The following is a 22,576-nucleotide window of genomic DNA, read 5'->3' on the forward strand; positions in this document are numbered from 1 at the left end:
ACAACTTTTTATTATATTAAATAATAACTTAATGATAAGGGGGAGTATATTTTGAGAGCTGATATAAAAAAAGTTATACTTAAAATAGATGGAATGGTATGTGTTAGCTGTGAAAATCTTATTGAAAACATACTTTTAGATAATGATGGTGTTATCAATGTGGAAGCATCTTATATTAAAAATTTGGTAAAGATAGATTATGATGAAAATAAAATATCTATAAGTGATTTGACTAAAATTATTCATGAAGAGGGATACAAAGTTATTGACTCTAATAATGAAGAAGTAGATGAAATTTCTATTAATAATAAAGAAAAGATTAATACAGAAAAAAGTCAAACTATAGATAAAAGACAAGGTGACACTTTTCAATTAATATTAATAATTATAGGAATATTTTTATTTCTAAAAAGATTTGGGATTTTAAATATTTTTAATGCTTTTCCAACGCCAAATGAAAATACAAGCTATGGCATGTTATTTATAATAGGTTTATTTACATCATTTCATTGTGTTTCAATGTGTGGAGGTATTAATTTATCACAATGTTTAAATCATAACGTAGCTGGTAGTAAAGAAAAGTCATCAACAATAAAACCAGCTTTTTTATATAATTTAGGTCGTGTTATTTCCTATACTATTTTTGGTGGTATAGTGGGAGGAATTGGCTCAGTAATAAGTTTTTCAGGGGAAATTCAAGGTTTAATTCAATTAATTGCGGCCATATTTATGGTTATAATGGGATTAAATATGTTGAATATTTTTCCTTGGCTTAGAAAACTAAATCCTAGAATGCCGAAAATATTTGGTGAAAAACTTAACTCTGGCAATAATAATAGTCCCTTTTTCGTAGGATTGCTAAATGGATTAATGCCATGTGGCCCACTACAAGCAATGCAAATTTATGCCCTTTCTACAGGGAGTGTGACGAAAGGTGCTCTTTCTATGTTTTTATTCAGTTTAGGAACAGTTCCATTAATGTTTGGAATTGGAGCATTAAGTTCATATATGAGTAAAAAATCATCACATAGGATTATGAAATTTGGAGCAATATTAGTTATTCTTCTTGGATTTTCCATGTTTAATAATGCCTTAGCTCTATCAGGAATTAATTTTTCTCAAAGCTCACAAAATATATCAGGAGCAAGAGCTGAAATTCAAGGTGATACTCAAGTAGTAAATACAGGGTTAAAGGGTGGAAGATATGAATCTATTATTGTTGAAGTAGGAAAACCTGTAAAGTGGAATATTAAAACATCAAATGGTGATTTAAACGGATGTAATAGTAAAATGATTGCAAGAGAATTTGGGATAGAAAAAAGTTTACAAATAGGAGATAATATAATAGAATTTACTCCAACTAAAACAGGAACATATTCTTATTCATGTTGGATGGGTATGATAAGAAGTGAGATATATGTAGTCAATCCTGGGGAAGAGCTTCAGGTTTCAGATAGTTCACAAAATGGATTAGATACACTTAATAAAGTAAATTCAAATTATAAAATACCTACTGATGAAATAGAAGTAGCTAAAGTATCAGGAGACAAACAGATAGTTAATATAAATATTGAAGATAATAGATTTACACCAGCAATAGTTGTACTTCAAGAGGGGCTAGAAACTAAGTGGAATATAAGGAATGGTGAAAATAAAAGTATATCTTTAGCATTTCCTATTTATAATCAAGTAATTGATATGAGTGAGGAGGATAATGAAATTTATTTAACTCCAAGCGAGGACTTTAGATTTGCAGAGGAAAATTATAATTACTTTGGATATGTAAAAGTGGTCAAAGATATTGAAAATATAAATATGGATGAAATCAAGAATGAGGTAAAAACATATAAGATTTCTGATACAGATTATTTATATACAGGAGGTCAACCAAGCTGCCATTAAGTAGATACTAAGGAGTTACTAAAATGCAAAAAGAAAAAATATTAATTGTAGAAGATGAAATAAAAATTCTAGAAGTCATAACTTCTTTAATGGAAGGTCAAGGATATGAAGTTTATCAAGCAGAAAGTGGAAAACAAGCTTTAGACATATTTAAAGATAAAGAGATTTCATTGATTATATTGGATCTTATGTTACCGGATATTTCTGGAGAAGAAGTCTGCATGAGAATGCGAGAAAAGTCTAGAGTTCCAATTATAATGCTAACTGCAAAATCAAATGAAGAAAATCTTTTACATGGACTAGATATTGGAGCGGATGATTATATAACAAAACCCTTTAGCTTAATGGAATTAGTTGCAAGAATTAAGGTCATATTGAGAAGAAGCTCAGATGAGTTAAAACCTTTATATAAATACAATTCATTTCAAAATGGAGATTTATATATAAATGTTGAATCAAATATTATAAAAAAGAAAAATGAATTGCTTAGTCTTACTCAGTCGGAATGGAAAATACTATTAGCTCTGATGAAGTATCCCAATAAGGTATTTACCAGGGAAGAGTTAGTTTACGTAGCCCTTGGAAGTGATTTTGAAGGTTACAATCGGATTATAGATACACATATAAAAAATCTTCGCCAGAAAATTGAAGATAATCCCAAGGCACCTAGATATGTAATCACTGTATTTGGTAAAGGCTATAAATTTGGAGGTGAGTAAGAAAGTTGACACAAAGCATCAGAAGTAAATTGTCTATATCCATAGCATTTATAGTTATATTTACTGTTTTACTAATTAGCATACTTTCAAATTTAGTTATAAAAAATGAATTTACTAAATATAAAGAAAAACAACAAATTGAAAAGATTGAAGATATAGTTGATTCAATAAAAAAACAATATAATGTAAAAAAACATAGGTGGAATGAAGCCAATATTAATAATATAGGAATGGCAGCATTGAATGAAGGATATATTATTAAAATTTACAATAAAGATAGTAATTTATTATGGGATGCTGAAGCTGTTAATATGCAATTATGTGAAGACATAATGGATGAAATATGCAAAGTTATGGAAAATAATTTTCGAATTGAAAATGGTAAAGTAATGAGCCAAAAGTATGAATTAATAAAACTGGGAAACAATATAGGGTTAGTAGAGATTGAATATTACGGTCCATTTTTCTTATCCCAAAGTGATTCAGACTTTATAAAATCCCTTAATTATATATTTATAGCTATTGGAATTATTTCATTTGCCATTGCTATTTTAGTTGGAAGTATATTGTCTAAAAATATTAGTAAACCTATATCAAAAATGATGGGAGTCGTTAAGCATATTGCTAATGGAGAATATGAATATAGGTTTGATAAAGATACTAAAATAAAAGAATTATATGAATTACAAAACTCTATTAATCTTATGGCGGATTCAATTGAAAAACAAGAAAATTTAAGAAAGCAATTAACAGAAGATATGGCTCACGAACTACGAACACCATTGACATCAGTTAGTACTCATATAGAAGCCATGATGACAGGATTATGGAAACCAAGTAAAGAGAGACTAGAGAGCTGTTACGAGGAAGTAAATAGAATTACATCATTAGTAAAAGATTTAGAAAAACTGGCAAAAGTGGAGAATGAATGCTATAAGTTACAAAAAGTTCAATTTGATATGTTTGAATTATTAAAAAGAGCTTCATATAATTTTGAATATAAAATGAAAGAAAAGAAAATTAAATTTGAATTAATTGGTGAAAAATTTATTATTGAAGCTGACCAAGATCGTATATTCCAAGTAATCACAAATATATTATCAAATGCAATTAAGTATACTAATGAAGAAGATAAAATATCAATAAAACTATATAGAGAATCTAAATATTTAGTATGTGAAATTATAGATACGGGAGTGGGGATTTCACAGGAAGAAATACCTTATATTTTCGAGAGATTTTATCGTGCAGATAAGTCTAGAAATAGAAAAACAGGCGGGGCCGGCATTGGGCTTGCTATTACTAAATCAATAGTACAGTCACATGATGGAAAGATAGAAGTAAAAAGTAAATTAGGTGAGGGAAGCTCTTTTAAGGTTATTTTACCTTTATAATATATATAAGTTTATAGGAAGTAGTTATTAGGTATAAAAACTTAGTAGCTACTTTTTTGAATATAAAAATATAAAAAAGCTAAATTTAAATCATAAATATTCCAATTAAATTACATAATTATACTGTTTAAATTGACTTTAAAAGTATATAAATTATAATGAAAAGTAATTAGGCCTTTAAATAAACACAAAAATAATAATATATAAGGTGGTACCATATGGAAGAATCAAGACTTATTGAGATGATAAAGAGAAATCCTTCTATTATAACAACTATAAACAATCCAACAGATAAAATGAAATTGTTAGCCTTAGGAAGAAACGGACTTTTATTAAAAAATATAGAAAATCCAACAGACGAAATGAAAGAACTTGCTTTAGAAAGTAATGTTAGATCAATTCAATATATAGATGAGCCAAGTGAGAAAATGATGATAAAGGCTGTAAATGATGGATGGAGTATTTTAGACTATATAAAGAATCCAACAGACAAAGTAATAAGATTAGCTATAGATAAGTCAGGATGGGCGATTCAGTATGTAAAAAATCCTAGTGAGGAATTACAGCTACTTGCAGTAAGAAAAAATTATGATTCAATTAAATATATACAAAATCCAAGTGAAAAAGTGCAAGAAGAATCGGTAAAAATTAGTTATGATGCACTACGATATATTAAGTCACCAAGCTTTAATACTCAGTTATTAGCTGTGAAAAGTAATGAGTCAGCAGTAAGACTTATGCATGATATAAATAAAGATAAGGCTATTGAATTTTTAAAAGTAAATGTTTTGGTGATTAAACATTTACCAAGGGATATACAAAAAGAAATAAATTTAGAAGAGTTAAAAGAAATACTAAAGGAAGTATTAAGTAGTGAAAATGTGGAAGAAAAATATGTACGAGATTTTCTAAATTGTACTGCTATAGACAGAAATAGTGAGACTTTTGCAATGGATAAAATTTTGTTTATTTATAAATATGGAAGTAAGAAATCAAAGAAAATAGCTGTAGATGAAAAGTTAAAGATAATGTAGGAGAGAGACCATGAATTTTATAGATACATTAAAAAGTGTTGAGTTAGTATTATCTACTGAAGAAGTTCCTTTAGTAGTAGGTGAAAGTGGAATAGGAAAAACAGCTTTAGCTAAAAAGCTTGCAAAGGATAACAACTGGGCTTTAGTTACTATTGACGGTAACCTTCTTAAAGAAGGTGAAATAGGAGGACTTCCAACAGTTGAGTCTTATGAAAGTAGAGATGTTAACGGAAATAAAATAGAAAAGAAAACTACTATTTATGCTGTTCACAACAAATTAAGAGAAATTGATGAAGAAATAAATAATGGAAGAAGTGTACTTTTATTTATAGATGAAATAAACCGTTGTGAGCATACAGTTCAGCAAGAACTTATGAATTTAATTTTAAATAGAGAAATAAACGGATATAAATTACCTGGAAATGTGAAAATACTAGCGGCTATGAACCCATCAAGCAAATATGGTTCAGATTTTGATTATCAAGTTGTGGATATGGACGCTGCACAAGAAAATAGGTTTGTTTGGCTAAATATGGAGTCTGATTATAATGGATGGATAAAATGGGCCATAGGTGCAGGGTTAGAAACGAAGGTTATAGAGTTTATTTCCACATTCCCAGAGTATTTACACAAAATAAATGATGAGGACGTTAGAGCAACTCCAAGAAGTTATGAAAGAGTATCTAAAACTTATAAAATGTACAAGGAGCAACAAGACACTATACCAAGGTCAGTATTTGTAAATGTTATAAAAGGTAATGTGGGAAAAGTTATTGCACAAGAGTTTGTAAGTTTTGTGGAGTCTAATTATAGTCCATTGATATCCTTTGATGATGTTTTTTCTAAAGAAAATTTAGATGGAAATGTAATAGAAAGAATAAAAAATGAAAGTCACACAAGACTCTATATAAGTGCTATGAACATATTAAAAACACTGGAAAATAGAATAAGAGAAGATGAAAATGATACATTCCTTGTAAATAGATTTGTGGAGTTTTTAGGACAATATCCAATAGATTTAATGGTAGGAATTATGAAGGATATGAAAGTTAGTTATAATGAGGTATATAAAAAAGCTATAGAAAATGAAAATTTTGTGGACATATATTTTCAAGCTTATAATTCAATAAGGAGCTAATTATGGAAACTTATTTTGAAAAAGAAAGAAAATACCTTTATGAAAAAGCTATGAAAGTAGTTAATGCAGGTGAAATGTTAAAAGCCTATCGTAAAGGTGAAAAATATGAAGTAACAGTGGAAGAAGAATATAATAGAGAATTTTTTGATCTTGTTAACAAGGTAAGTTTAAGTTTAATGGAAGATAAAGATAATTTTTATGGTTACTTTTTATTTCAAATGGAAAAAGTTATAAGATTTGATATGACCAGTTCAACTTCTGTTAGCTTTAAAGGTGCAAAATATGTAATTTACTTTAATCCAATTATTTTCTTGGAGCTTAACATAAAACAAATGGAGACTACTATAAAGCATGAAATTCTTCATATAGTATCTCAACATTTAATGAGAGGTACAGATTTAAAAGATAAATACACTACTTTAGCAATTAATATGGCAATGGATGTAGTTGTAAATCAATATTTGGATTACTTACCACCCTACGCAATTACATTAGAGTATATAAATGTGAAATATAACTTAAAGCTGGAACCTTATAAAACCTTTGAGTATTATTTGGAAAAAATCCAAACAGAACTTGATTTGCAGGAAGAAGATGATGAAGGTGAAGAAATAGATAGCAATGAAAATGTGTCTGTAGAATTTGATATAGAAAAAACTCATGATTCTTGGGATGAATCTGATGAAATAGACGAAAAAACTTTGAAAGAATTTACAGAAAAAATAGTTGATAATTCACAAAAAGGAAGTATTCCCAATTACTTGGAAGGAATGATAAAATCTTTGAAAAGTAGCAAGGGAGAACTTCCTTGGAACTTGTACTTAAAAAAACTAATGGGAGCTGTGGAAGCTAATAAAAAGAAGACTATAACAAGAAGAAATAGAAGACAACCCAATAGACTGGACCTTAGAGGAGAACTTAGAGGTCATAAGGCAGAAATTGCTGTAGCTATTGATATAAGTGGAAGTATAAGTGATGAAGAATTTAAACAAGCAATTAAAGAAGTTCTTAGCATTGTCAAAAATTACAATCAAGAAATTACCATAATAGAATGTGACAAGGAAATTAGAAGAACATATAAAGTGAAATCAGTGAAAGATGTGAAAGATAGAATTGCAACAGGTGGAGGAACAGAATTTTCACCAGTTTTTCAATATGCAAATAATAAAAGGTTAAACTTATTAGTATACTTTACTGATGGAAAAGGTGAAGAAAGACTTAAAGTAGTGCCAAGAGGTTATAATATTTTATGGGTTATATCTGGAAGAGGAGATAAGCTTTCTGTACTTAAACCTTATGGAGCTGTGAAAAAATTAAGTAAAGTTGAAGTAAAAGAAGAAATTATAGATATGAGTGATATTAGAAGTGATGGATACTCTATGAATAATCAACAACCAATGTCATAAGGAATAAAAATGTAGTTACTAAGTATGATCTTAGGAGCTACATTTTTTATAGGAATAATTATAAAAAATGTAAAGTAAGCTTGACATGAAATTATAATCTGTTACTATTTAAGTATGTAAAGCATGCTTTACATAAACTAATAAGGAGTGCACTATTTATGAACAATAGATTAGAAGAAATTAGAAAAGAAAGAGAAATAACACAAGAAGAGCTAGCTGCAGTACTGGAGGTTTCTAGACAAACTATTAGTTCTTTGGAAAAAGGAAGATATAATCCTTCTATTATTCTTGCTTTTAAAATTGCGCGATATTTTAATATGCAAATTGAAGAGATATTTATTTATGAAGAGTGAAAATAATTTTTATATTTTTTAAGGAGGTATAAATAATGAAAAAGTATTGGGTTGATTATAGTTTGACCATAATAGGTATATTGTTACTTGGATCAGGTTTATTCTTGATAAAATCCATATCAGATCCACAAGGCATTATGAAAGCACTACCATATATTTGTGTGGGGTTAGGATGTGGGATTTTTGGTCATGGAATGGGTAATATATTAGGCGAAAGAGCTATGAAAAATAATCCTGAGATAAAAAAACAATTGGAAATAGAACAAAATGATGAGAGAAATATTGCAATTGGCAATGCTGCAAAAGCCAAGGCCTATGAAATGATGATTTATGTATTTGGAGCATTAATAATGTCTTTTGGGCTTATGGGAGTGGATATGGTGGTTCTACTATTGCTAGTATTTGCTTATTTATTTGTAGTATTCTATGGGATATATTACAGATTTAAATATGATAAAGAAATGTAAATTATAAACAATAGAAATTATATGTAAGCATTTCACGTAGAAAAGGGATGGATAGCCAATAGGTAATCCATTCCTTTAAAGTATATCCTCTAGAGTATATTCACTTAAAGTAAGTTTAAATGAATTAAGAGCGTCATTTATAATGGGTTTTAATTTGCAAGAATCATTTATAGAGCAAGTATTATTCTCAAGAGAAAAACATTCAAGAATATTTAAGTTATCCTCAGTTATTTCAAGAAGTTTACCTAAATTTATATCTTTAGGATCCATCCATAATTTTATACCACCATTTCTTCCTTTTGATGATGATATATAATTATTTTTAGATAATTTATATACGATTTTCTTTGTATGATGAGTTGATAAACCTAAAATGGAAGATAGTTCATCAACAGTAGAAAGATTATCTGGATGATTGCCTAAATACATTAGTATTCGAAAGCTATAGTCTGTAAATTTTGATAAATACATTATAATCTCCTTTAAAAATATAGTTTATATATGTATTATTATATAAATTATCAAGTATTAAACACAAGATAAATAATAAATTTTATTAGACTAGTAGGATGTGGTAAGAGATTTAATTTATGGATTTGAAAAAATATGGGAGATATTATATTAGGGTATTTGTAAAATGTGTATTTTTGTCAGTTTGATGTCCCACAAAATAGAAAATTTTATGTTAAAATTATAGAAGGATAAAAAATAATAAAAAAATTTTAAAAAACTGTTTAAGGAGAAGGATGCGTGGTATTAATATAGCATAATTAAAAATTAAACTTAAACAGTATATAATATTTAGGTTATATAAAAAATTAGGGAGGAATATTAAAATGAAAAAATTTGTTTGTACAGTATGTGGTTATATATATGAAGGAGAATCAGCTCCAGAAGTATGTCCAGTATGTAAAGTAGGAGCTGAAAAGTTCGAAGAAATGAAAGGGGAAATGAATTGGGCTGACGAACACAGAATAGGTGTAGCTCAAGGAGTTGATGAAGAAGTAGTTGAAGGATTAAGAGCTAACTTTGTTGGAGAATGTACAGAAGTAGGAATGTACTTAGCTATGTCAAGACAAGCTGATAGAGAGGGATATCCAGAAGTTGCAGAAGCTTACAAAAGAATAGCCTTCGAAGAAGCAGAGCATGCTTCTAAATTCGCTGAATTATTAGGTGAAGTAGTAGTTGCTGATACTAAAGAGAACTTAAGAGTTAGAGTTGACGCTGAATACGGAGCAACTGATGGAAAATTAAAATTAGCTAAGAGAGCTAAAGAACTAGGGTTAGATGCTATACATGATACAGTTCATGAAATGTGTAAAGATGAAGCTAGACATGGTAAAGCATTCTTAGGATTATTAGAAAGATACTTTGGGAAGCAAGCTTAATTAACATAAAAATAATAATTTAAAAAGCTGTATTACACTTTTAATAAAGTGTAATACAGTTTTTAAATTTATAAATTTAAAAGCTTAAAACTTCGCAATTATCATGTAATTTAAACTTATTTAATAAACCCTTACTAATAATTATTTTATTATTAGTAGTTATCAGAATTCCTTCAACATTATGATTTTTCATAAACTGAGAAGCTTTAAATGAGCCCATAATTAGAAGGGGAGTAGCTATTCCATCACATAGTAAAGAACTTTTATTAACGATAGTTATGCTAGCAATATCTGTTTTTGCAGGATATCCAGTGTAAGGGTTTAAAATATGATGATATAATGTATTATTGTTTATAAAAGCTCTCTCATATATGCCTGATGTAACAATAGACAAACTTTCAATATCCAATGAACAAATTATATCCATACTATGTTTTATAGGTTTATAAATGCCTACTTTCCACAAATCTGTAATGTTTTTTCTACCTAAGACTTTAATATTTCCACCTAGATTTATAATTGCACTTTTAACATGATTTTTTTTATAAAAATCTATTATTAAATCGGCAATATAACCTTTAGCAATACCTCCTAAGTCAATTTGTTGATTTTTTTATTAAGCATTATCTTTAACTTGTTTTCATCTAATAAAATATCATTGTAATCAACTATAGGAAGAATTTTATCAATATTCTCCTGAGAAATAACCTTAGGATTATGGCTACATACACCCCACATTTTCACTAAAGGTGCAATAGTTATATCAAATAATCCATTAGTTAATTTAGAATAGTATATGGATTTTTTTACAATTTCAAAAGTATCTTCTGATACTTTGACAAAGTCTTTTCCTGCATTTTTATTTATTCTAGATACATCGCTATTATCATTGTAAAAACTTAAAAGTATTTCTAGATTTTTCATGATTTCAGTAGATTTTCTTAAAATTAATTCAGCATCCACATTCTCCGTTGATATTTTTTGAAAGACTTTTGTATTAAAAAAGAAATTCTTCTGATGTAATAAAATCATCCATAATAACCTCCCTTAGTCTTTAGATTGATGAAGATGAACTTGAATCAGAAACAGCATCTTGTAGAGCATCTTCAACTGCGTTAATTATCCCCTTTGAACTAAAAGTCGCGCCAGACACTGTGTCTACATCTGTACTTTGGGAACTAACTATTTCTTGAGGTACAGTTTCAAAGGCTTTTTCATAAAATCCTGGGGATTCGTTGTGACTAACTATCTCTACACTGGTAATTTTGCCGCTGGCAATAGTTACTTCAACAGCTAAATTAGGTGCATATCCTGAAGCAGTGCCAGTATAAGTGCCGTCCTTATAGTTTGTATTTGTAGTATCTATAGTAGGTGTAGTATCTTGAGAGTCATCGTATTGGTGATGACCACCACGCTTTCCACCATTATCAGGACTATAATTTTCAGCATCATTATAATATTCATTTGAATTATTTGAACTTTGTTGATCTTGAGCGCTAGCTATACTTTGGTTTTCTGTTTGGAAATTACCTATAAAACTAGTACCAATTGACCCCATTATTATTCCACAAACTAAGGCTGCAACAACTTTATTTTTACTATTTTTCATTTACTTTTTCCTCCATATTATTAAAATTTATTTCTTTAATTTCCAAATCATTAGATGAATAAGTAATTGTATTTGATTTAGGACAAACTTTATCATCCACACATTCTAAACAAGATATACAGCTTAAATCTCTAATTTCATCTTTTTCATGAACATCTATGCTCATAGGGCATGTATTACTACATTTCTTACAAGATACACAAGTTGAGTTTTTTCTTACTATTCTAAATACTTTAATTTTATTAAATAATCCTAAAAAGGCGCCGTAAGGACATAGATACTTACACCAAGGCCTTTGAACAAATAAAGATGTTATTATAATAATAAATAAGATTATTAATCCAGCAATACTCACATTTAGTTTGAAAATTCCTAGAAAAGCATGATAAGGATTGATTGATTCTAATAGAACAACACTAGAAGTTGCAGTTAAATAAACTGTAGCAACTAAAGTTATATATCTTAGATATTTTAAATTTTTATCTAATTTTTTAGAAATAAATTTATTATATTTTTTCTTATTTGTTTTTTTACCAAGTTTAGCTACTAAATCCTGCAAAGCTCCAAATGGACAAATAAAGCCACAAATTATAGGACCGAAAACTATAGTAGTCATAATAGCTAGTCCAATGACTATTGCTAAAGTACTTTTAAGTTTTATCACCCATAGAGTAGAAGATGCAAAAAATTGATAAATGCTTGTGACACCACATACTGGACATATGTAGTGGAAAATTGATTCTGAAATCCAAGGAATGTCATTTCCAATAGTACTTAGATAGTGATTTAAAGAAGCAATAATAACCGTAACTAACAGGAGCATTTGGATTGTAAATCTTATATTTTTAATTTTTTTCATATTAATATCTCCTTTTTTATTTCAAATTTGTAATTATATTATAAAATAAACATAATTGAATAATCATCGTAAAACTGAGTTATAAATGTGGCAAATTTGTGGCAAAATTAATTGTAAATGCTGTGTTATAATTTGTTACAAATAGATAATTATAAGGAGATAATTTATGTCAAAATTAATATACATAGCTGATGACGAAGAAAATATAAGATCCCTAGTCAAACTATTCCTAAAGAATGAAGGATATGAAGTTTATGATTTTGAGAATGGTGATTTGTTATTTGAGGAATTTAAAAATAAAGAGTGTGATTTAGTCATTTTAGATGTGATGATGCCTGGATCTGACGGTTTCGAAATTTGTACTAAAATAAGAGAATATAGTACAGTTCCTATTCTAATGTTAACTGCTAGAGATAGTGATGTGGATTATATTACAGGATTGACTTTAGGTAGTGACGATTATTTTACAAAACCTTTTAGTCCTATGTCTCTAGTTATAAAGGTGAAGGCAATATTTAGAAGAATTGATTTTGAAAATAGTAAAATCCAACATAAAATTTTAAGTTTCGCAGATATAAATATTAATACTAGTAATAAAATTGTTAAAAATAAAGATGAGATAATTGATCTTACTCCAAACGAATATAATTTAATTACTTATTTATTTGAAAATAAAGAAAGAGCCATGTCTAGGGATGAAATTCTCAATGAAGTTTGGGGATTTAATGCAGAGGTTGAAACAAGGGTTGCAGATGATACTGTAAAAAGATTAAGAAAGAAAATTATAAATACTAATTTAATAATTGAAACTGTATGGGGATATGGTTTTAGATTGAGGAAAAAAGATGAAAAATAAAAAAAGTATTAAAAGAAGAATCTTAAGGAGTACACTAACCCTTGTAATAATTATATTATTAGGAGTATTTTTAGCTTTTAATATTTTAGTTAATAGCCATATTGATAAAAATGCAAACAAAGAATTGAAAGCTGGTATGAGTATTGTTGAAAATTATGATTATGAAGAATTATATGAACGTAAACCTAATCTAGAGGATATTCCAAATTTAATAAAGATAGAAGTTAGGGAGAATATATCAAACTATACAGTAAAAAATAAACAAGTTTTTGAAAAAGATATGAAACATTTGATTAAGCAGGTAGAGGATAAATCTAAGGTTCAAGCTATGATTATAAATGAAGATAATGAACTACTTTTTCCAACAGAGGAAGAATATTATGTATATGATATTTCATATCTGGAAGATATAGCAGATGCAGTGAAAAAAAATATGAAAACATTAAAAGAAATATCATCTGAAAAAGTATCAACATACAAAAAAAGTTGCTATTATTCAATATTAAAACTAGATAAAACATATAATAATAAGCCATGTTACATATTACTTTTTGTAGATATAAATGAGCAATTAGAATTAGCACAAAGCATAAATACGCTATTATTTATAGTAATGTGTGTTGCAGGAATTTTAACTATTTTTACTACATTGTTTTTATCGGAAAAAATATCAAAACCTATAAAAAAAGTAAGTAAATTTGCAAAGCAAATAGGAGATGGTGATTTTACTAGGTCAAATATGGAATTTGAAGATAAAGAACTGGATGAATTGCTAAAAGTTATGAATAAAAGCGCTGAATACCTAGATAAATATGACAAAGAACAGAAAATTTTCTTTCAAAATATTTCTCATGAGCTTAGAACACCCCTAATGTCTATGATGGGGTATGCAGAGGCTATAAAATATAATGTTATGGAAAAAGAAAAGGCATGCAATATAATTTTAGAAGAGGGAGATAAATTGAAAGATATGATAGAAGAGTTATTATATATTTCAAGAATGGGAAGTATATCTGAAGAACTTCATTTATCAAATTTAGATTTGAGAGAAATTTTATCAAGTTGTATTGAAAGTAAACAAGCTACAGCTGTAAATATCAGCATAGAATTAATTTGTGATTTTGATAAAAAACCAGTTATGTATATATGTGATGAAAAAAGTTTGCGTAGAGCATTCTTAAATATAATAGAAAATGGACTAAGATATGCAAAATCTAAAATGTATATTACTTGTAAATTAATAAATAAAGATATAGTTATTACTATAGAAAATGATGGAGAGAATATAAATGATAAAGATATGCCTTATATTTTTCAACGATTTTATAAAGGAGATAAAGGTAAAAGTGGAATAGGCTTATCTATTGTAAAATCTATTATAGAAAAACATAAAGGCAATATTTACTGTGAGAATACGAACAAAGGAGTAAAATTTACAATTATTTTTTATAATTTGAATATGCTATAGAAGAAAAAACAAAGATGGTGATAATCATCTTTGTTTTTTCATTTTGGCAAAATTTTATTTGAAATTATAAAATGTTTGTAACTAATAATTAAAAACTTACCTCTTACAAATATAAATTAACCACTTACTCTAATTTAGTTTACAAAGAAAATCTAATGACTATAATTGATAATGTGGAGAGTGAAGATATGAGAATACGAATTGAAGTTGATGAAAAAATTGAAGAAGACGAAGTAATAGTTAGGTGCAGTGAATTAAATGAAGAAGTGAGTAATATTCAAAAAGCTATAACTGAAATAATATCACGAAAAACACAAATTTCTTTTTATAAAGATAATGTGGAGTACTATATATCTTTAGCAGAAATATTGTTTTTTGAAACTGAAGATGCCAGCATTAGTGCTCATACAGGTGACAATATTTATCAGGTTAAGTACAAGCTTTATGAACTAGAAGAGATTTTACCAAATAATTTTATGAGAATATCAAAGTCTACTATATTAAATATAAATCACATTTACTCCATAACACGAAACCTAACATCGTCAAGTATCGTTGAATTCCAAAGCACACATAAACAAGTGTATGTTTCAAGACATTATTATAAACCACTAAAATTTAAGTTATTAGAAAAGAGGAGATAAAATGAAAAAAGAAAGAATTTTCTGGGGTCTTTTACTTGTATTAGGAAGTGTTGCCTTAATAGTTAATAAACTTGGTTACTTTGCTCATATAAATGTATTTAGTGTATTATTAACAGTATTTCTTTTGGGAATTATGATAAAAAGTGTATTTAGGAAAAGTTTTTCAGGAATACTATTCCCATTAGCGTTTATTTGTATTATATTTGATGATCAACTAGGTATTACAGCAATTACACCATGGACTGTGTTAATAGCAGCGGCTCTTGGTAGTTTTGGTTTATCAATGATTTTTTACAAAGGTCCTAGATGGCATCATTATAAACATAACTATGATTGGAAGCATGATGAGTATGAAACTATTAATATTGAAGATGAGGGACACATAAAATTAGATACTAGTTTTGGTGGAAGTATTAAATATATTAATTCAGATAAATTTGAGCAAGCAGATTTAGACTGTAGTTTTGGTTCCATGAAGGTATATTTTGATAATACTAAACTAAACAATGGACGTGGAGTAGTTAGAATAGATGCATCATTTTCTGGAGTAGAGTTATATATACCTAAGACTTGGACTGTAGAAAATAGGGTTAACACATCTTTCGCAGGTGTAAATGAGAAAAATAGAAATATGGGAAATTCAGATAATATTTTAACTATAATAGGAAGTGCTAGTTTTGCAGGTATAGAAATAGTATATGTATAAAATATAGATAAACTAAGGGTATTTCAATAATGAAATACCTTTTTTAGATGGTCAAAATATTGAAAAAATGTGATATTATTAAGTGGTATATGTAAAAATATAAAATAAGTAACAAAGAAAAAAATGAGGTGAAACTTTGCAATACATATTTAAATTAGACAAAGAAAACAAAATATTTTATAAGACCTTGCTTACCTTATGTATTCCAATAATAATACAGAACCTATTATCAACTTTAATAAATATGGTTGATACAATTATGGTTGGAGGGCTGGGAGAAGTATCGGTGGCAGCTATCGGCATAGCTAACCAATATTTCTTTTTATACAATATGGCTTTATCAGGAATTATAGGAGGAGCAGGTTTATTTATTGCTCAATTTTTTGGAAAAGATGATAAAGCAAATATAAGAAAAATCACAGCTTTGGGAGCATTATCAGCCATAACTTTAGGAATAATATTTGCCATGATGGCAATTTTTTCTCCAAAGTTTATAATTCATTTTTTTTCTCTTGATGAAAGTGTAATTGAAATTGCAGTAAACTATTTTTTAATAATAGGATTTTGTTATCCTATAATTGCAATCAGTAATGTATTTAGTATGGGTTCAAGAAGTATTAGAAATCCCAAGCTTGGAATGATTTGCAGTTCCATATCATTAGGATTAAATATAATTCTAAACTATATATTTATATTTGGAAAATTTGGAATGCCAGCTTTAGGTGCTAGTGGTGCAGCCTTGGCAACAGTTATATCAAGAGTCGTTGAGTTAATCTTGTTAGTTAGTTATGTTTATTTTATTAAAAGTGATTATGAATTAAGATTTACTTTTAAAGATATAAAATTAATCAATAAAGATTTATTTAAGGCGTTTATATCTAGAACAATACCTGTATTTTTTAACGATGCTTTATGGGCATTTGGGACTGTGCTATATGCGGTGGCTTACTCAAAAGCAGGAACATCAGCTATTGCAGCAAGTCAAATTGCATCAAGCACAGGAAATTTCTTTATAATGACATCAGTATGTATAGCTATTGGTTCATCTATTATGATAGGAAATGAGTTAGGTGCGGACCATATAGAAAAAGCAGTTAGCTATTCAAAGAAGTTTGCAATACTAGTATCTTTGGCTGGGTTAGTTTTTGGTGGATTATTAATTTTATCAATTCCTGTTCTTCTAAAAGTATTTAGTGTAAGCCCAGGCCTTGCACTCGATATAAGAAAGATATTTATTGTAATGGGAGTACTAATGGTATTAAAGACGTTTAACACTTTTATAATAATAGGTGTGCTTAGAAGTGGTGGAGACACAAAATATGCTTTAACTTTAGAAATGGGATGTATGTGGTTTGTATCATTACCTTTAACATTCTTTGCTGCTTACAAAGGCGTTCCTATTTATATTTTAGTTGCCTTAACTTATACAGAGGAAGTGGCAAAGTTTATATTTGGGGTACCAAGGGTATTATCTAAGAAATGGGCAAATAATATTGTAAAAGATATATAAAATGGTTAATACAATGTTAAAACTTATTTACTGAGTTGACTTTTCTTGTTATTAGAGTTACAATCAAATTATTATCGGTCAACTGACCGACAAGAAATAAGGAGGTATTTCATGGGAACATATATTAGGGAACCTATTAATGGATTTACTCATTTAGGCGGAGCAATTCTTTCTTTTGTAGGTCTCTTAGCACTAGTAATAAAAACTACATTAACAAGTGCATCTGCTATAGATCTAACTGCAGTAATAATATTTGGAATAAGTATGATTTTACTTTATGCAGCATCAGCTACATATCATTTAGTAATGGCATCAGACAAGGTAATTGCATTTTTAAGAAAATTAGATCATTCTATGATTTTTATACTTATAGCTGGATCATATACTCCATTTTGCTTAATTGCATTAAAAGAACACAAAGGTTGGATCTTATTTACAGTTGTTGCTACAATAGCAGTTTGTGGAGTTCTATTCAAAATGATTTGGTTTAATTGTCCTAGATGGATATCTACTTGCATATATATAGGCATGGGGTGGATATCAGTATTTATGATAAAACCACTTTATAGCTCTATACCATTTGGAGGAATACTTTTATTACTTATGGGAGGTATATTTTACACCATAGGAGCAGTAATATATGGTCTTAAGCCCTCTGCACTTAAATTTAGAAATTTAGGATTTCATGAGATATTTCATATATTTATCCTCTTAGGAAGTATATGCCACTTTATCTCAGTATTTGAATATGTAATATAAAATTATAGTCACCCAATCTACTTATTGGAATGGGTGATTTTTATTTTAATTACACTAATAAGAAATGGAAGTAATTAAATAAGTATCCAGTTATAATTATACCAATAGTTACTATAGTTACAAAAACACCTAATAACTTAGGTTTAACAACCTTACTTAACATTATAATTGAAGGAAGAGAAAGTGCAGTAACACTCATCATAAATGCAAGTATAGTACCCATTGGAACTCCAGCCATAAATAAAGCTTCTGCTATTGGAATAGTTCCAAAAATATCTGCATACATTGGTATACCAACTACAGCAGCAATTAATACTGAAAATGGATTTTTAGAACCAAGTATAGATAAAATCATATCTTGTGGTATCCAGTTATGAATTAATGCACCTATACCAACGCCTATTAGTACATATTTATAAACATTTTTTACGATTATTTTAGTATCGTTTAATGCATAATCAAGTCTTTGTCTTTGATTAAAGTTTTCTGACTCATCATATAAATCTCTAGTTTTTTCTGTATAAGTTCTTATTTCATCTTCCATTTTAAGGCTAGATATAATAGTTCCACCAGCTATGGCAATTATAAGTCCTAAAACAACATATAAAACAGATACTTTCATACCAAAGAATGATGCAAGTAGTAGTAATGATGCTATATCAACCATTGGTGAAGATATTAAGAATGAGAATGTAATCCCAAGTGGTAATCCAGCTCTAGTAAACCCTATAAATATAGGAATAGAAGAACAAGAACAAAATGGAGTTACAGTTCCAAGTAATGCTGATATAGTAGCACCAGTTAATCCTTTAAATTTACTTAATATTTTTTTTGTTCTCTCTGGTGGAAAGTAACTTTGTATATATGATATTAAAAATATTAATGTACCTAAAAGTATAAATATTTTTATAGTATCATATATGAAGAATTGAATACTACCACCAATTCTAGTTGAAACGTCTAAATTTAGAACTTTTTCAACAAATAGTGTGATTGAATCAGACAACCAGCTCATTTTCAAAACTTGGTCTGTTAAAAAATCAAAAACTCTCATGATAACCTCCTGAAAATATATCAAAAAAAATTGATATTAAATGTAAAAAATTAGATTTCACAATAGATTGTTAATACATCAATTTAAAGTTGATATAAAACAATAGGTATTAAATTAAGAAATCTATATTAATTATTATATCAACTTTTTTTGATTTGACAAGCGGTTTATAAAAATAAATTTTGAATTACTTCATAAGTAAGTATTCTTGATAGACGGTCTCTATTAACAGAATAAAGATTCCATTTACCTTGAGTAGTTTTGCTTATAAGGTCAGCAGAAAGTAGTAATTTTAAATGATAAGACAACTTTGACTGTGATAAGTCAAACTCTTTAACTAATTCACAAACACAGACACTTTGTGAACAATATAATTTTTTCAAAATATTTAATCTTATAGGGTCTGATAACGCTTTAAAAATTAAATCAATATTATTCATTTTGATACCTCCCATACTTTATATTATTATATCAAATTTTTACAAATATTAAGTTATTTTATTAAATATAAAATTTAGCAAAATAGAAATAATAAAGTATAGCGATAATAAAAAATAAAATTGAAAAAAATTGATTTATATGTTTACAAAAATAGGTTTTTACAATATCATATGATTATAAGTGAATATGATTATTTGAAAAGGAGTAATTATGGAGTTAATAAAAAAATTAAAAGCACTAGGTGATGAGACAAGGCTTAGGATTCTTAATATTTTAAGATATGGTCCTTTATGTGTTTGTGAAATAGAGGATATACTTCAAATAACTCAATCTAATGCATCTAGACATTTGAATAAACTTATGAATGCAGATTTAGTTACTTACTACAAAGAAGCTAAATATGTTTATTACAAATTGGATGAAGAAACTTTAAGAGAGTTTAGTTTTATTGAGGAACTTTTATCTAATGAGTTAGAGAAAGAAGAAATACTAAAACAGGATTATAATATGCTAAAAGCTTATAAAGGAGCAGGAATAAACTGTGAAACAATAAATGAGGCAAAAGATATATTATTAAATACTAACAACAAAAAATAGGAGGAAAGACAATGAGAATAGCAGTAATAACAGATATACACAGTAATATATATGCATTAAATGAAGTTTTAGCAGACTTAAAAAAGAGAAACGTAGATTTAACAGTATGTACTGGAGATTTAGTAGGATATGCAACTCGTCCAAATGAAGTTATAGAAACTTTAAGAAAAGAAAACATACTTACTATAATGGGAAATTATGATGAAGCAATAGGAAACTTTAAAATAATATGTGGATGTGATTATCCAGATCCAAAAGATGCTGAAAAAGCTGGTATGTCTATGCATTTTACAGGACAAGAAACAACACCTGAAAACAAAGAATATTTAAGAAATTTACCTAAGGAAGCTACTTTTACTTTTAATAACAAAACTATAAGATTTGTTCATGGAAGTACAAGAATAATAAACGAATATTTAAAAGAAAATTCTAAAGAAGCTGAAGAAGTAATGGGTGAATTAGTAGAAGATATATTAGTTTGTGGTCATACTCATATACCTTATGCTAAATATTACGGAGATAAATTACTTGTAAACGCAGGTAGTGTTGGAAAACCAAAAACTAATAAACCAGATGCAAACTATGTAATTATAGATATACAAGATTCTTCAGTAGAAGTTGAAATAATAGAAGTACCTTATGACTTTGAGAAAATAGCAAAAGAAATAGAAGAAAACGAAATACTACCTAACGATTTCGCAAGATTAATAAGAGAAGGTAGTTCAAAATAGCAAAAATAAAAAGGAGGAGTTATAAAATGAGTAATAAGAATAATAAGCCTGGAATAGCAGCAAATGTTCAGGTAAATGAAAAAGAAAAAAGTGGAGGACTAGGAGTCTTTGAAAAATATCTAACTATATGGGTAGCACTTTGTATAATTGTGGGTGTACTAATAGGGGTATATGCACCTCAAATACCTCAAACTTTAGATAAGTTTACTTATGCTCAAGTTTCAATACCAGTAGCTATACTAATATGGCTTATGATTTATCCAATGATGTTAAAAATTGACTTTACATCTATAAAAAATGCTGCAAAGCAAAAGAAAGGTTTAATAGTAACTTGTGGTACTAACTGGCTAATAAAACCTTTTACAATGTATGCAATATCATATTTCTTTTTAATTATAGTATTTAAAAGTTTAATACCAGCAGATTTAGCTAAGGACTATTTAGCAGGAGCAGTATTACTTGGTGCAGCACCTTGTACAGCAATGGTATTTGTTTGGAGTCATTTAACAGATGGAGATCCAGCATACACATTAGTTCAAGTTGCAGTGAATGATCTTATATTATTAATTGGATTTGCTCCTATAGTAGCATTTTTACTTGGAGTAACTAACGTTGTAGTTCCAATGGATACATTACTATTATCAATATTTTTATTTGTTATCATACCATTTGTTGCAGGATATTTTTCAAGAACAATGATAATTAAGAAAAAAGGATTAGAGTACTTTGAAAATGAGTTCTTATCTAAATTTAATGGAATAACTGTAGTTGGTTTACTATTAACATTAATAATACTATTTGCATTCCAAGGACAAAAAATAATAGATAACCCTGCTCATATAGCATTAATAGCTATACCACTTACAATACAAACATTCTTTATATTCTTCTTAGCTTATCTTTGGGCTAAGGCTTGGAAATTGCCTCATAATGTAGCAGCACCAGGAGCAATGATAGGTGCTAGTAATTTCTTTGAACTTGCAGTTGCAGTTGCAATAGCTTTGTTTGGACTTAACTCAGGAGCAGCACTAGCTACTGTTGTTGGAGTACTTGTTGAAGTACCAGTAATGCTTGCATTAGTTTCTATTGCTAATAGAACTAAGCACTGGTTTGGAAAATAAATAGAGTTAATAAGTATTAGGAAGTCATAATTTAATAATATGTTAAATGACTTCCTATATATTTATATAAAATATTATAAAGACTTAAATATTAAAGGAGAAAAGTTATGAAAATAGAAATATTCGAACCTACAATGTGTTGTTCATCAGGAATCTGTGGACCAAGTGTAGATAATAATTTAGTTAAAATAAGTGAAAATATAGAAATATTAAAAAATGAATTTGAAGGTATTGTTGTAGAAAGATATCAACCTCAAACTCATGCAATGAAATTTATGGCTAATATGGAAGTTGGAAGATTAGTTAAAGAAAAAGGCCAACAGATACTTCCTATAACTGTAGTTAATGGAAGAGTAATAAAAAGTGGAGAATATGCAAGCTTAGAAGAGTTAAACTCTGCGTTAAGAGGTGAATAGTAAA

General features: G+C 28.0%; 26 protein-coding genes. 19 read left to right on the forward strand and 7 right to left on the reverse strand.

Annotation, left to right across the window (positions count from 1 at the left end):
- Positions 1-51 precede the first annotated feature (51 nt).
- The 8 genes from TVTCOM_RS02825 to TVTCOM_RS02860 all read left to right on the forward strand — a co-directional run bounded on the left by TVTCOM_RS02825 (position 52) and on the right by TVTCOM_RS02860 (position 8,413).
- Positions 52-1,902: an urease accessory protein UreH domain-containing protein gene (locus TVTCOM_RS02825; protein WP_434798334.1), complete on the forward strand. Its 1,851-nt coding sequence runs from the start codon at positions 52-54 to the stop codon at positions 1,900-1,902.
- Positions 1,903-1,925: 23 nt separating this feature from the next.
- Entirely contained in the window at positions 1,926-2,621 is a 696-nt protein-coding gene (locus TVTCOM_RS02830; protein WP_434798335.1) for a response regulator transcription factor, read from the forward strand.
- 5 nt (positions 2,622-2,626) lie between these two features.
- Positions 2,627-4,015, forward strand: coding sequence for a sensor histidine kinase (locus TVTCOM_RS02835; RefSeq protein WP_434798336.1), 1,389 nt, complete (start codon positions 2,627-2,629; stop codon positions 4,013-4,015).
- Between the two features lie 218 nt (positions 4,016-4,233).
- Entirely contained in the window at positions 4,234-5,049 is an 816-nt protein-coding gene (locus TVTCOM_RS02840; RefSeq protein WP_434798337.1) for a hypothetical protein, read from the forward strand.
- Positions 5,050-5,059: 10 nt separating this feature from the next.
- Entirely contained in the window at positions 5,060-6,187 is a 1,128-nt protein-coding gene (locus TVTCOM_RS02845; RefSeq protein WP_434798338.1) for an ATP-binding protein, read from the forward strand.
- Positions 6,188-6,189: 2 nt separating this feature from the next.
- A complete protein-coding gene (locus TVTCOM_RS02850; protein ID WP_434798339.1) occupies positions 6,190-7,593 on the forward strand; it encodes a vWA domain-containing protein in 1,404 nt (467 codons plus the stop codon).
- A 158-nt stretch (positions 7,594-7,751) separates the two neighbouring features.
- Entirely contained in the window at positions 7,752-7,946 is a 195-nt protein-coding gene (locus TVTCOM_RS02855; RefSeq protein ID WP_434798340.1) for a helix-turn-helix transcriptional regulator, read from the forward strand.
- A 35-nt stretch (positions 7,947-7,981) separates the two neighbouring features.
- Complete coding sequence (locus TVTCOM_RS02860; RefSeq protein ID WP_434798341.1) at positions 7,982-8,413, forward strand: hypothetical protein; 432 nt, start codon at positions 7,982-7,984, stop codon at positions 8,411-8,413.
- Positions 8,414-8,488: 75 nt separating this feature from the next.
- Here TVTCOM_RS02860 and TVTCOM_RS02865 read toward each other — a convergent pair whose 3' ends face one another.
- A complete protein-coding gene (locus TVTCOM_RS02865; RefSeq protein ID WP_434798342.1) occupies positions 8,489-8,884 on the reverse strand; it encodes an RrF2 family transcriptional regulator in 396 nt (131 codons plus the stop codon).
- A 365-nt stretch (positions 8,885-9,249) separates the two neighbouring features.
- Here TVTCOM_RS02865 and TVTCOM_RS02870 point away from each other — a divergent pair, with 365 nt between their 5' ends.
- Positions 9,250-9,801 carry an NADH peroxidase gene (locus tag TVTCOM_RS02870; RefSeq protein WP_434798343.1) on the forward strand — a complete coding sequence of 184 codons (552 nt, stop codon included), beginning with the start codon at positions 9,250-9,252 and terminating at the stop codon, positions 9,799-9,801.
- A 76-nt stretch (positions 9,802-9,877) separates the two neighbouring features.
- Here the strand turns inward: TVTCOM_RS02870 and TVTCOM_RS02875 are convergent, their stop codons facing one another.
- From TVTCOM_RS02875 to TVTCOM_RS02890, 4 genes are read right to left on the reverse strand one after another with little or no spacing between them, the layout of a single operon-like run.
- A complete protein-coding gene (locus TVTCOM_RS02875) occupies positions 9,878-10,402 on the reverse strand; it encodes an FAD:protein FMN transferase (RefSeq protein WP_434799711.1) in 525 nt (174 codons plus the stop codon).
- A complete protein-coding gene (locus TVTCOM_RS02880; RefSeq protein WP_434798344.1) occupies positions 10,393-10,833 on the reverse strand; it encodes an FAD:protein FMN transferase in 441 nt (146 codons plus the stop codon). Before TVTCOM_RS02880 ends, TVTCOM_RS02875 begins: the two co-directional genes overlap by 10 nt.
- Before the next feature lie 22 nt (positions 10,834-10,855).
- A complete protein-coding gene (locus TVTCOM_RS02885) occupies positions 10,856-11,410 on the reverse strand; it encodes an FMN-binding protein (RefSeq protein ID WP_434798345.1) in 555 nt (184 codons plus the stop codon).
- Positions 11,400-12,269, reverse strand: coding sequence for a 4Fe-4S binding protein (locus TVTCOM_RS02890; protein WP_434798346.1), 870 nt, complete (start codon positions 12,267-12,269; stop codon positions 11,400-11,402). Before TVTCOM_RS02890 ends, TVTCOM_RS02885 begins: the two co-directional genes overlap by 11 nt.
- Positions 12,270-12,435: 166 nt before the next feature.
- Here TVTCOM_RS02890 and TVTCOM_RS02895 point away from each other — a divergent pair, with 166 nt between their 5' ends.
- The 6 genes from TVTCOM_RS02895 to trhA all read left to right on the forward strand — a co-directional run bounded on the left by TVTCOM_RS02895 (position 12,436) and on the right by trhA (position 18,212).
- Complete coding sequence (locus TVTCOM_RS02895) at positions 12,436-13,125, forward strand: response regulator transcription factor (protein WP_434798347.1); 690 nt, start codon at positions 12,436-12,438, stop codon at positions 13,123-13,125.
- Positions 13,115-14,593, forward strand: a complete 1,479-nt coding sequence (locus TVTCOM_RS02900; protein WP_434798348.1) for a HAMP domain-containing sensor histidine kinase — start codon at positions 13,115-13,117, stop codon at positions 14,591-14,593. The genes TVTCOM_RS02895 and TVTCOM_RS02900 overlap by 11 nt, the downstream gene beginning before the upstream one ends.
- 188 nt (positions 14,594-14,781) lie before the next feature.
- Positions 14,782-15,237 (forward strand): LytTR family DNA-binding domain-containing protein, encoded by a 456-nt coding sequence (locus TVTCOM_RS02905; protein WP_434798349.1) that lies wholly within the window; start codon positions 14,782-14,784, stop codon positions 15,235-15,237.
- A gap of 1 nt (position 15,238) precedes the next feature.
- Entirely contained in the window at positions 15,239-15,943 is a 705-nt protein-coding gene (locus tag TVTCOM_RS02910) for a LiaF transmembrane domain-containing protein (RefSeq protein WP_434798350.1), read from the forward strand.
- A gap of 244 nt (positions 15,944-16,187) precedes the next feature.
- Positions 16,188-17,453 carry an MATE family efflux transporter gene (locus TVTCOM_RS02915; protein WP_434798351.1) on the forward strand — a complete coding sequence of 422 codons (1,266 nt, stop codon included), beginning with the start codon at positions 16,188-16,190 and terminating at the stop codon, positions 17,451-17,453.
- Positions 17,454-17,564: 111 nt separating this feature from the next.
- Entirely contained in the window at positions 17,565-18,212 is a 648-nt protein-coding gene (trhA, locus tag TVTCOM_RS02920) for a PAQR family membrane homeostasis protein TrhA (RefSeq protein WP_434798352.1), read from the forward strand.
- 49 nt (positions 18,213-18,261) lie between these two features.
- Here trhA and TVTCOM_RS02925 read toward each other — a convergent pair whose 3' ends face one another.
- Both TVTCOM_RS02925 and TVTCOM_RS02930 read right to left on the reverse strand, forming a co-directional pair.
- On the reverse strand, positions 18,262-19,266 hold the full coding sequence (locus TVTCOM_RS02925) for a permease (RefSeq protein WP_434798353.1): 1,005 nt from the start codon (positions 19,264-19,266) through the stop codon (positions 18,262-18,264).
- A 167-nt stretch (positions 19,267-19,433) separates the two neighbouring features.
- Positions 19,434-19,706, reverse strand: a complete 273-nt coding sequence (locus TVTCOM_RS02930) for an ArsR/SmtB family transcription factor (protein ID WP_434798354.1) — start codon at positions 19,704-19,706, stop codon at positions 19,434-19,436.
- A gap of 211 nt (positions 19,707-19,917) precedes the next feature.
- Here TVTCOM_RS02930 and TVTCOM_RS02935 point away from each other — a divergent pair, with 211 nt between their 5' ends.
- The 4 genes from TVTCOM_RS02935 (at position 19,918) to arsD (ending at position 22,572) form a co-directional block, all read left to right on the forward strand.
- Positions 19,918-20,304 carry an ArsR/SmtB family transcription factor gene (locus tag TVTCOM_RS02935; protein ID WP_434798355.1) on the forward strand — a complete coding sequence of 129 codons (387 nt, stop codon included), beginning with the start codon at positions 19,918-19,920 and terminating at the stop codon, positions 20,302-20,304.
- A gap of 11 nt (positions 20,305-20,315) precedes the next feature.
- Positions 20,316-21,035 (forward strand): metallophosphoesterase family protein, encoded by a 720-nt coding sequence (locus tag TVTCOM_RS02940; protein ID WP_434798356.1) that lies wholly within the window; start codon positions 20,316-20,318, stop codon positions 21,033-21,035.
- A 26-nt stretch (positions 21,036-21,061) separates the two neighbouring features.
- On the forward strand, positions 21,062-22,156 hold the full coding sequence (arsB, locus tag TVTCOM_RS02945) for an ACR3 family arsenite efflux transporter (RefSeq protein WP_434798357.1): 1,095 nt from the start codon (positions 21,062-21,064) through the stop codon (positions 22,154-22,156).
- Between the two features lie 107 nt (positions 22,157-22,263).
- The gene (arsD, locus tag TVTCOM_RS02950) at positions 22,264-22,572 is read left to right on the forward strand and encodes an arsenite efflux transporter metallochaperone ArsD (RefSeq protein ID WP_434798358.1); all 309 of its coding nucleotides are present in this window, start codon (positions 22,264-22,266) and stop codon (positions 22,570-22,572) included.
- The last annotated feature ends 4 nt before the right edge of the window (positions 22,573-22,576 follow it).

The sequence above is a fragment of the Terrisporobacter vanillatitrophus genome (genome assembly GCF_051148895.1).
In the GTDB taxonomy this organism is placed as follows: domain Bacteria; phylum Bacillota; class Clostridia; order Peptostreptococcales; family Peptostreptococcaceae; genus Terrisporobacter; species Terrisporobacter vanillatitrophus.

What these genes read in the sequence shown, in the direction of transcription:
- TVTCOM_RS02830 (WP_434798335.1), top strand. Translation starts at nt 1,926, where the DNA reads ATGCAAAAAGAAAAAATATTAATTGTAGAAGATGAAATAAAAATTCTA.
- TVTCOM_RS02840 (WP_434798337.1), top strand. Translation starts at nt 4,234, where the DNA reads ATGGAAGAATCAAGACTTATTGAGATGATAAAGAGAAATCCTTCTATT.
- TVTCOM_RS02845 (WP_434798338.1), top strand. Translation starts at nt 5,060, where the DNA reads ATGAATTTTATAGATACATTAAAAAGTGTTGAGTTAGTATTATCTACT.
- TVTCOM_RS02850 (WP_434798339.1), top strand. Translation starts at nt 6,190, where the DNA reads ATGGAAACTTATTTTGAAAAAGAAAGAAAATACCTTTATGAAAAAGCT.
- TVTCOM_RS02855 (WP_434798340.1), top strand. Translation starts at nt 7,752, where the DNA reads ATGAACAATAGATTAGAAGAAATTAGAAAAGAAAGAGAAATAACACAA.
- TVTCOM_RS02860 (WP_434798341.1), top strand. Translation starts at nt 7,982, where the DNA reads ATGAAAAAGTATTGGGTTGATTATAGTTTGACCATAATAGGTATATTG.
- TVTCOM_RS02865 (WP_434798342.1), bottom strand. Translation starts at nt 8,884, where the DNA reads ATGTATTTATCAAAATTTACAGACTATAGCTTTCGAATACTAATGTAT.
- TVTCOM_RS02870 (WP_434798343.1), top strand. Translation starts at nt 9,250, where the DNA reads ATGAAAAAATTTGTTTGTACAGTATGTGGTTATATATATGAAGGAGAA.
- TVTCOM_RS02880 (WP_434798344.1), bottom strand. Translation starts at nt 10,833, where the DNA reads ATGATTTTATTACATCAGAAGAATTTCTTTTTTAATACAAAAGTCTTT.
- TVTCOM_RS02885 (WP_434798345.1), bottom strand. Translation starts at nt 11,410, where the DNA reads ATGAAAAATAGTAAAAATAAAGTTGTTGCAGCCTTAGTTTGTGGAATA.
- TVTCOM_RS02890 (WP_434798346.1), bottom strand. Translation starts at nt 12,269, where the DNA reads ATGAAAAAAATTAAAAATATAAGATTTACAATCCAAATGCTCCTGTTA.
- TVTCOM_RS02895 (WP_434798347.1), top strand. Translation starts at nt 12,436, where the DNA reads ATGTCAAAATTAATATACATAGCTGATGACGAAGAAAATATAAGATCC.
- TVTCOM_RS02900 (WP_434798348.1), top strand. Translation starts at nt 13,115, where the DNA reads ATGAAAAATAAAAAAAGTATTAAAAGAAGAATCTTAAGGAGTACACTA.
- TVTCOM_RS02905 (WP_434798349.1), top strand. Translation starts at nt 14,782, where the DNA reads ATGAGAATACGAATTGAAGTTGATGAAAAAATTGAAGAAGACGAAGTA.
- TVTCOM_RS02910 (WP_434798350.1), top strand. Translation starts at nt 15,239, where the DNA reads ATGAAAAAAGAAAGAATTTTCTGGGGTCTTTTACTTGTATTAGGAAGT.
- TVTCOM_RS02915 (WP_434798351.1), top strand. Translation starts at nt 16,188, where the DNA reads ATGGTTGATACAATTATGGTTGGAGGGCTGGGAGAAGTATCGGTGGCA.
- trhA (WP_434798352.1), top strand. Translation starts at nt 17,565, where the DNA reads ATGGGAACATATATTAGGGAACCTATTAATGGATTTACTCATTTAGGC.
- TVTCOM_RS02925 (WP_434798353.1), bottom strand. Translation starts at nt 19,266, where the DNA reads ATGAGAGTTTTTGATTTTTTAACAGACCAAGTTTTGAAAATGAGCTGG.
- TVTCOM_RS02930 (WP_434798354.1), bottom strand. Translation starts at nt 19,706, where the DNA reads ATGAATAATATTGATTTAATTTTTAAAGCGTTATCAGACCCTATAAGA.
- TVTCOM_RS02935 (WP_434798355.1), top strand. Translation starts at nt 19,918, where the DNA reads ATGGAGTTAATAAAAAAATTAAAAGCACTAGGTGATGAGACAAGGCTT.
- TVTCOM_RS02940 (WP_434798356.1), top strand. Translation starts at nt 20,316, where the DNA reads ATGAGAATAGCAGTAATAACAGATATACACAGTAATATATATGCATTA.
- arsB (WP_434798357.1), top strand. Translation starts at nt 21,062, where the DNA reads ATGAGTAATAAGAATAATAAGCCTGGAATAGCAGCAAATGTTCAGGTA.
- arsD (WP_434798358.1), top strand. Translation starts at nt 22,264, where the DNA reads ATGAAAATAGAAATATTCGAACCTACAATGTGTTGTTCATCAGGAATC.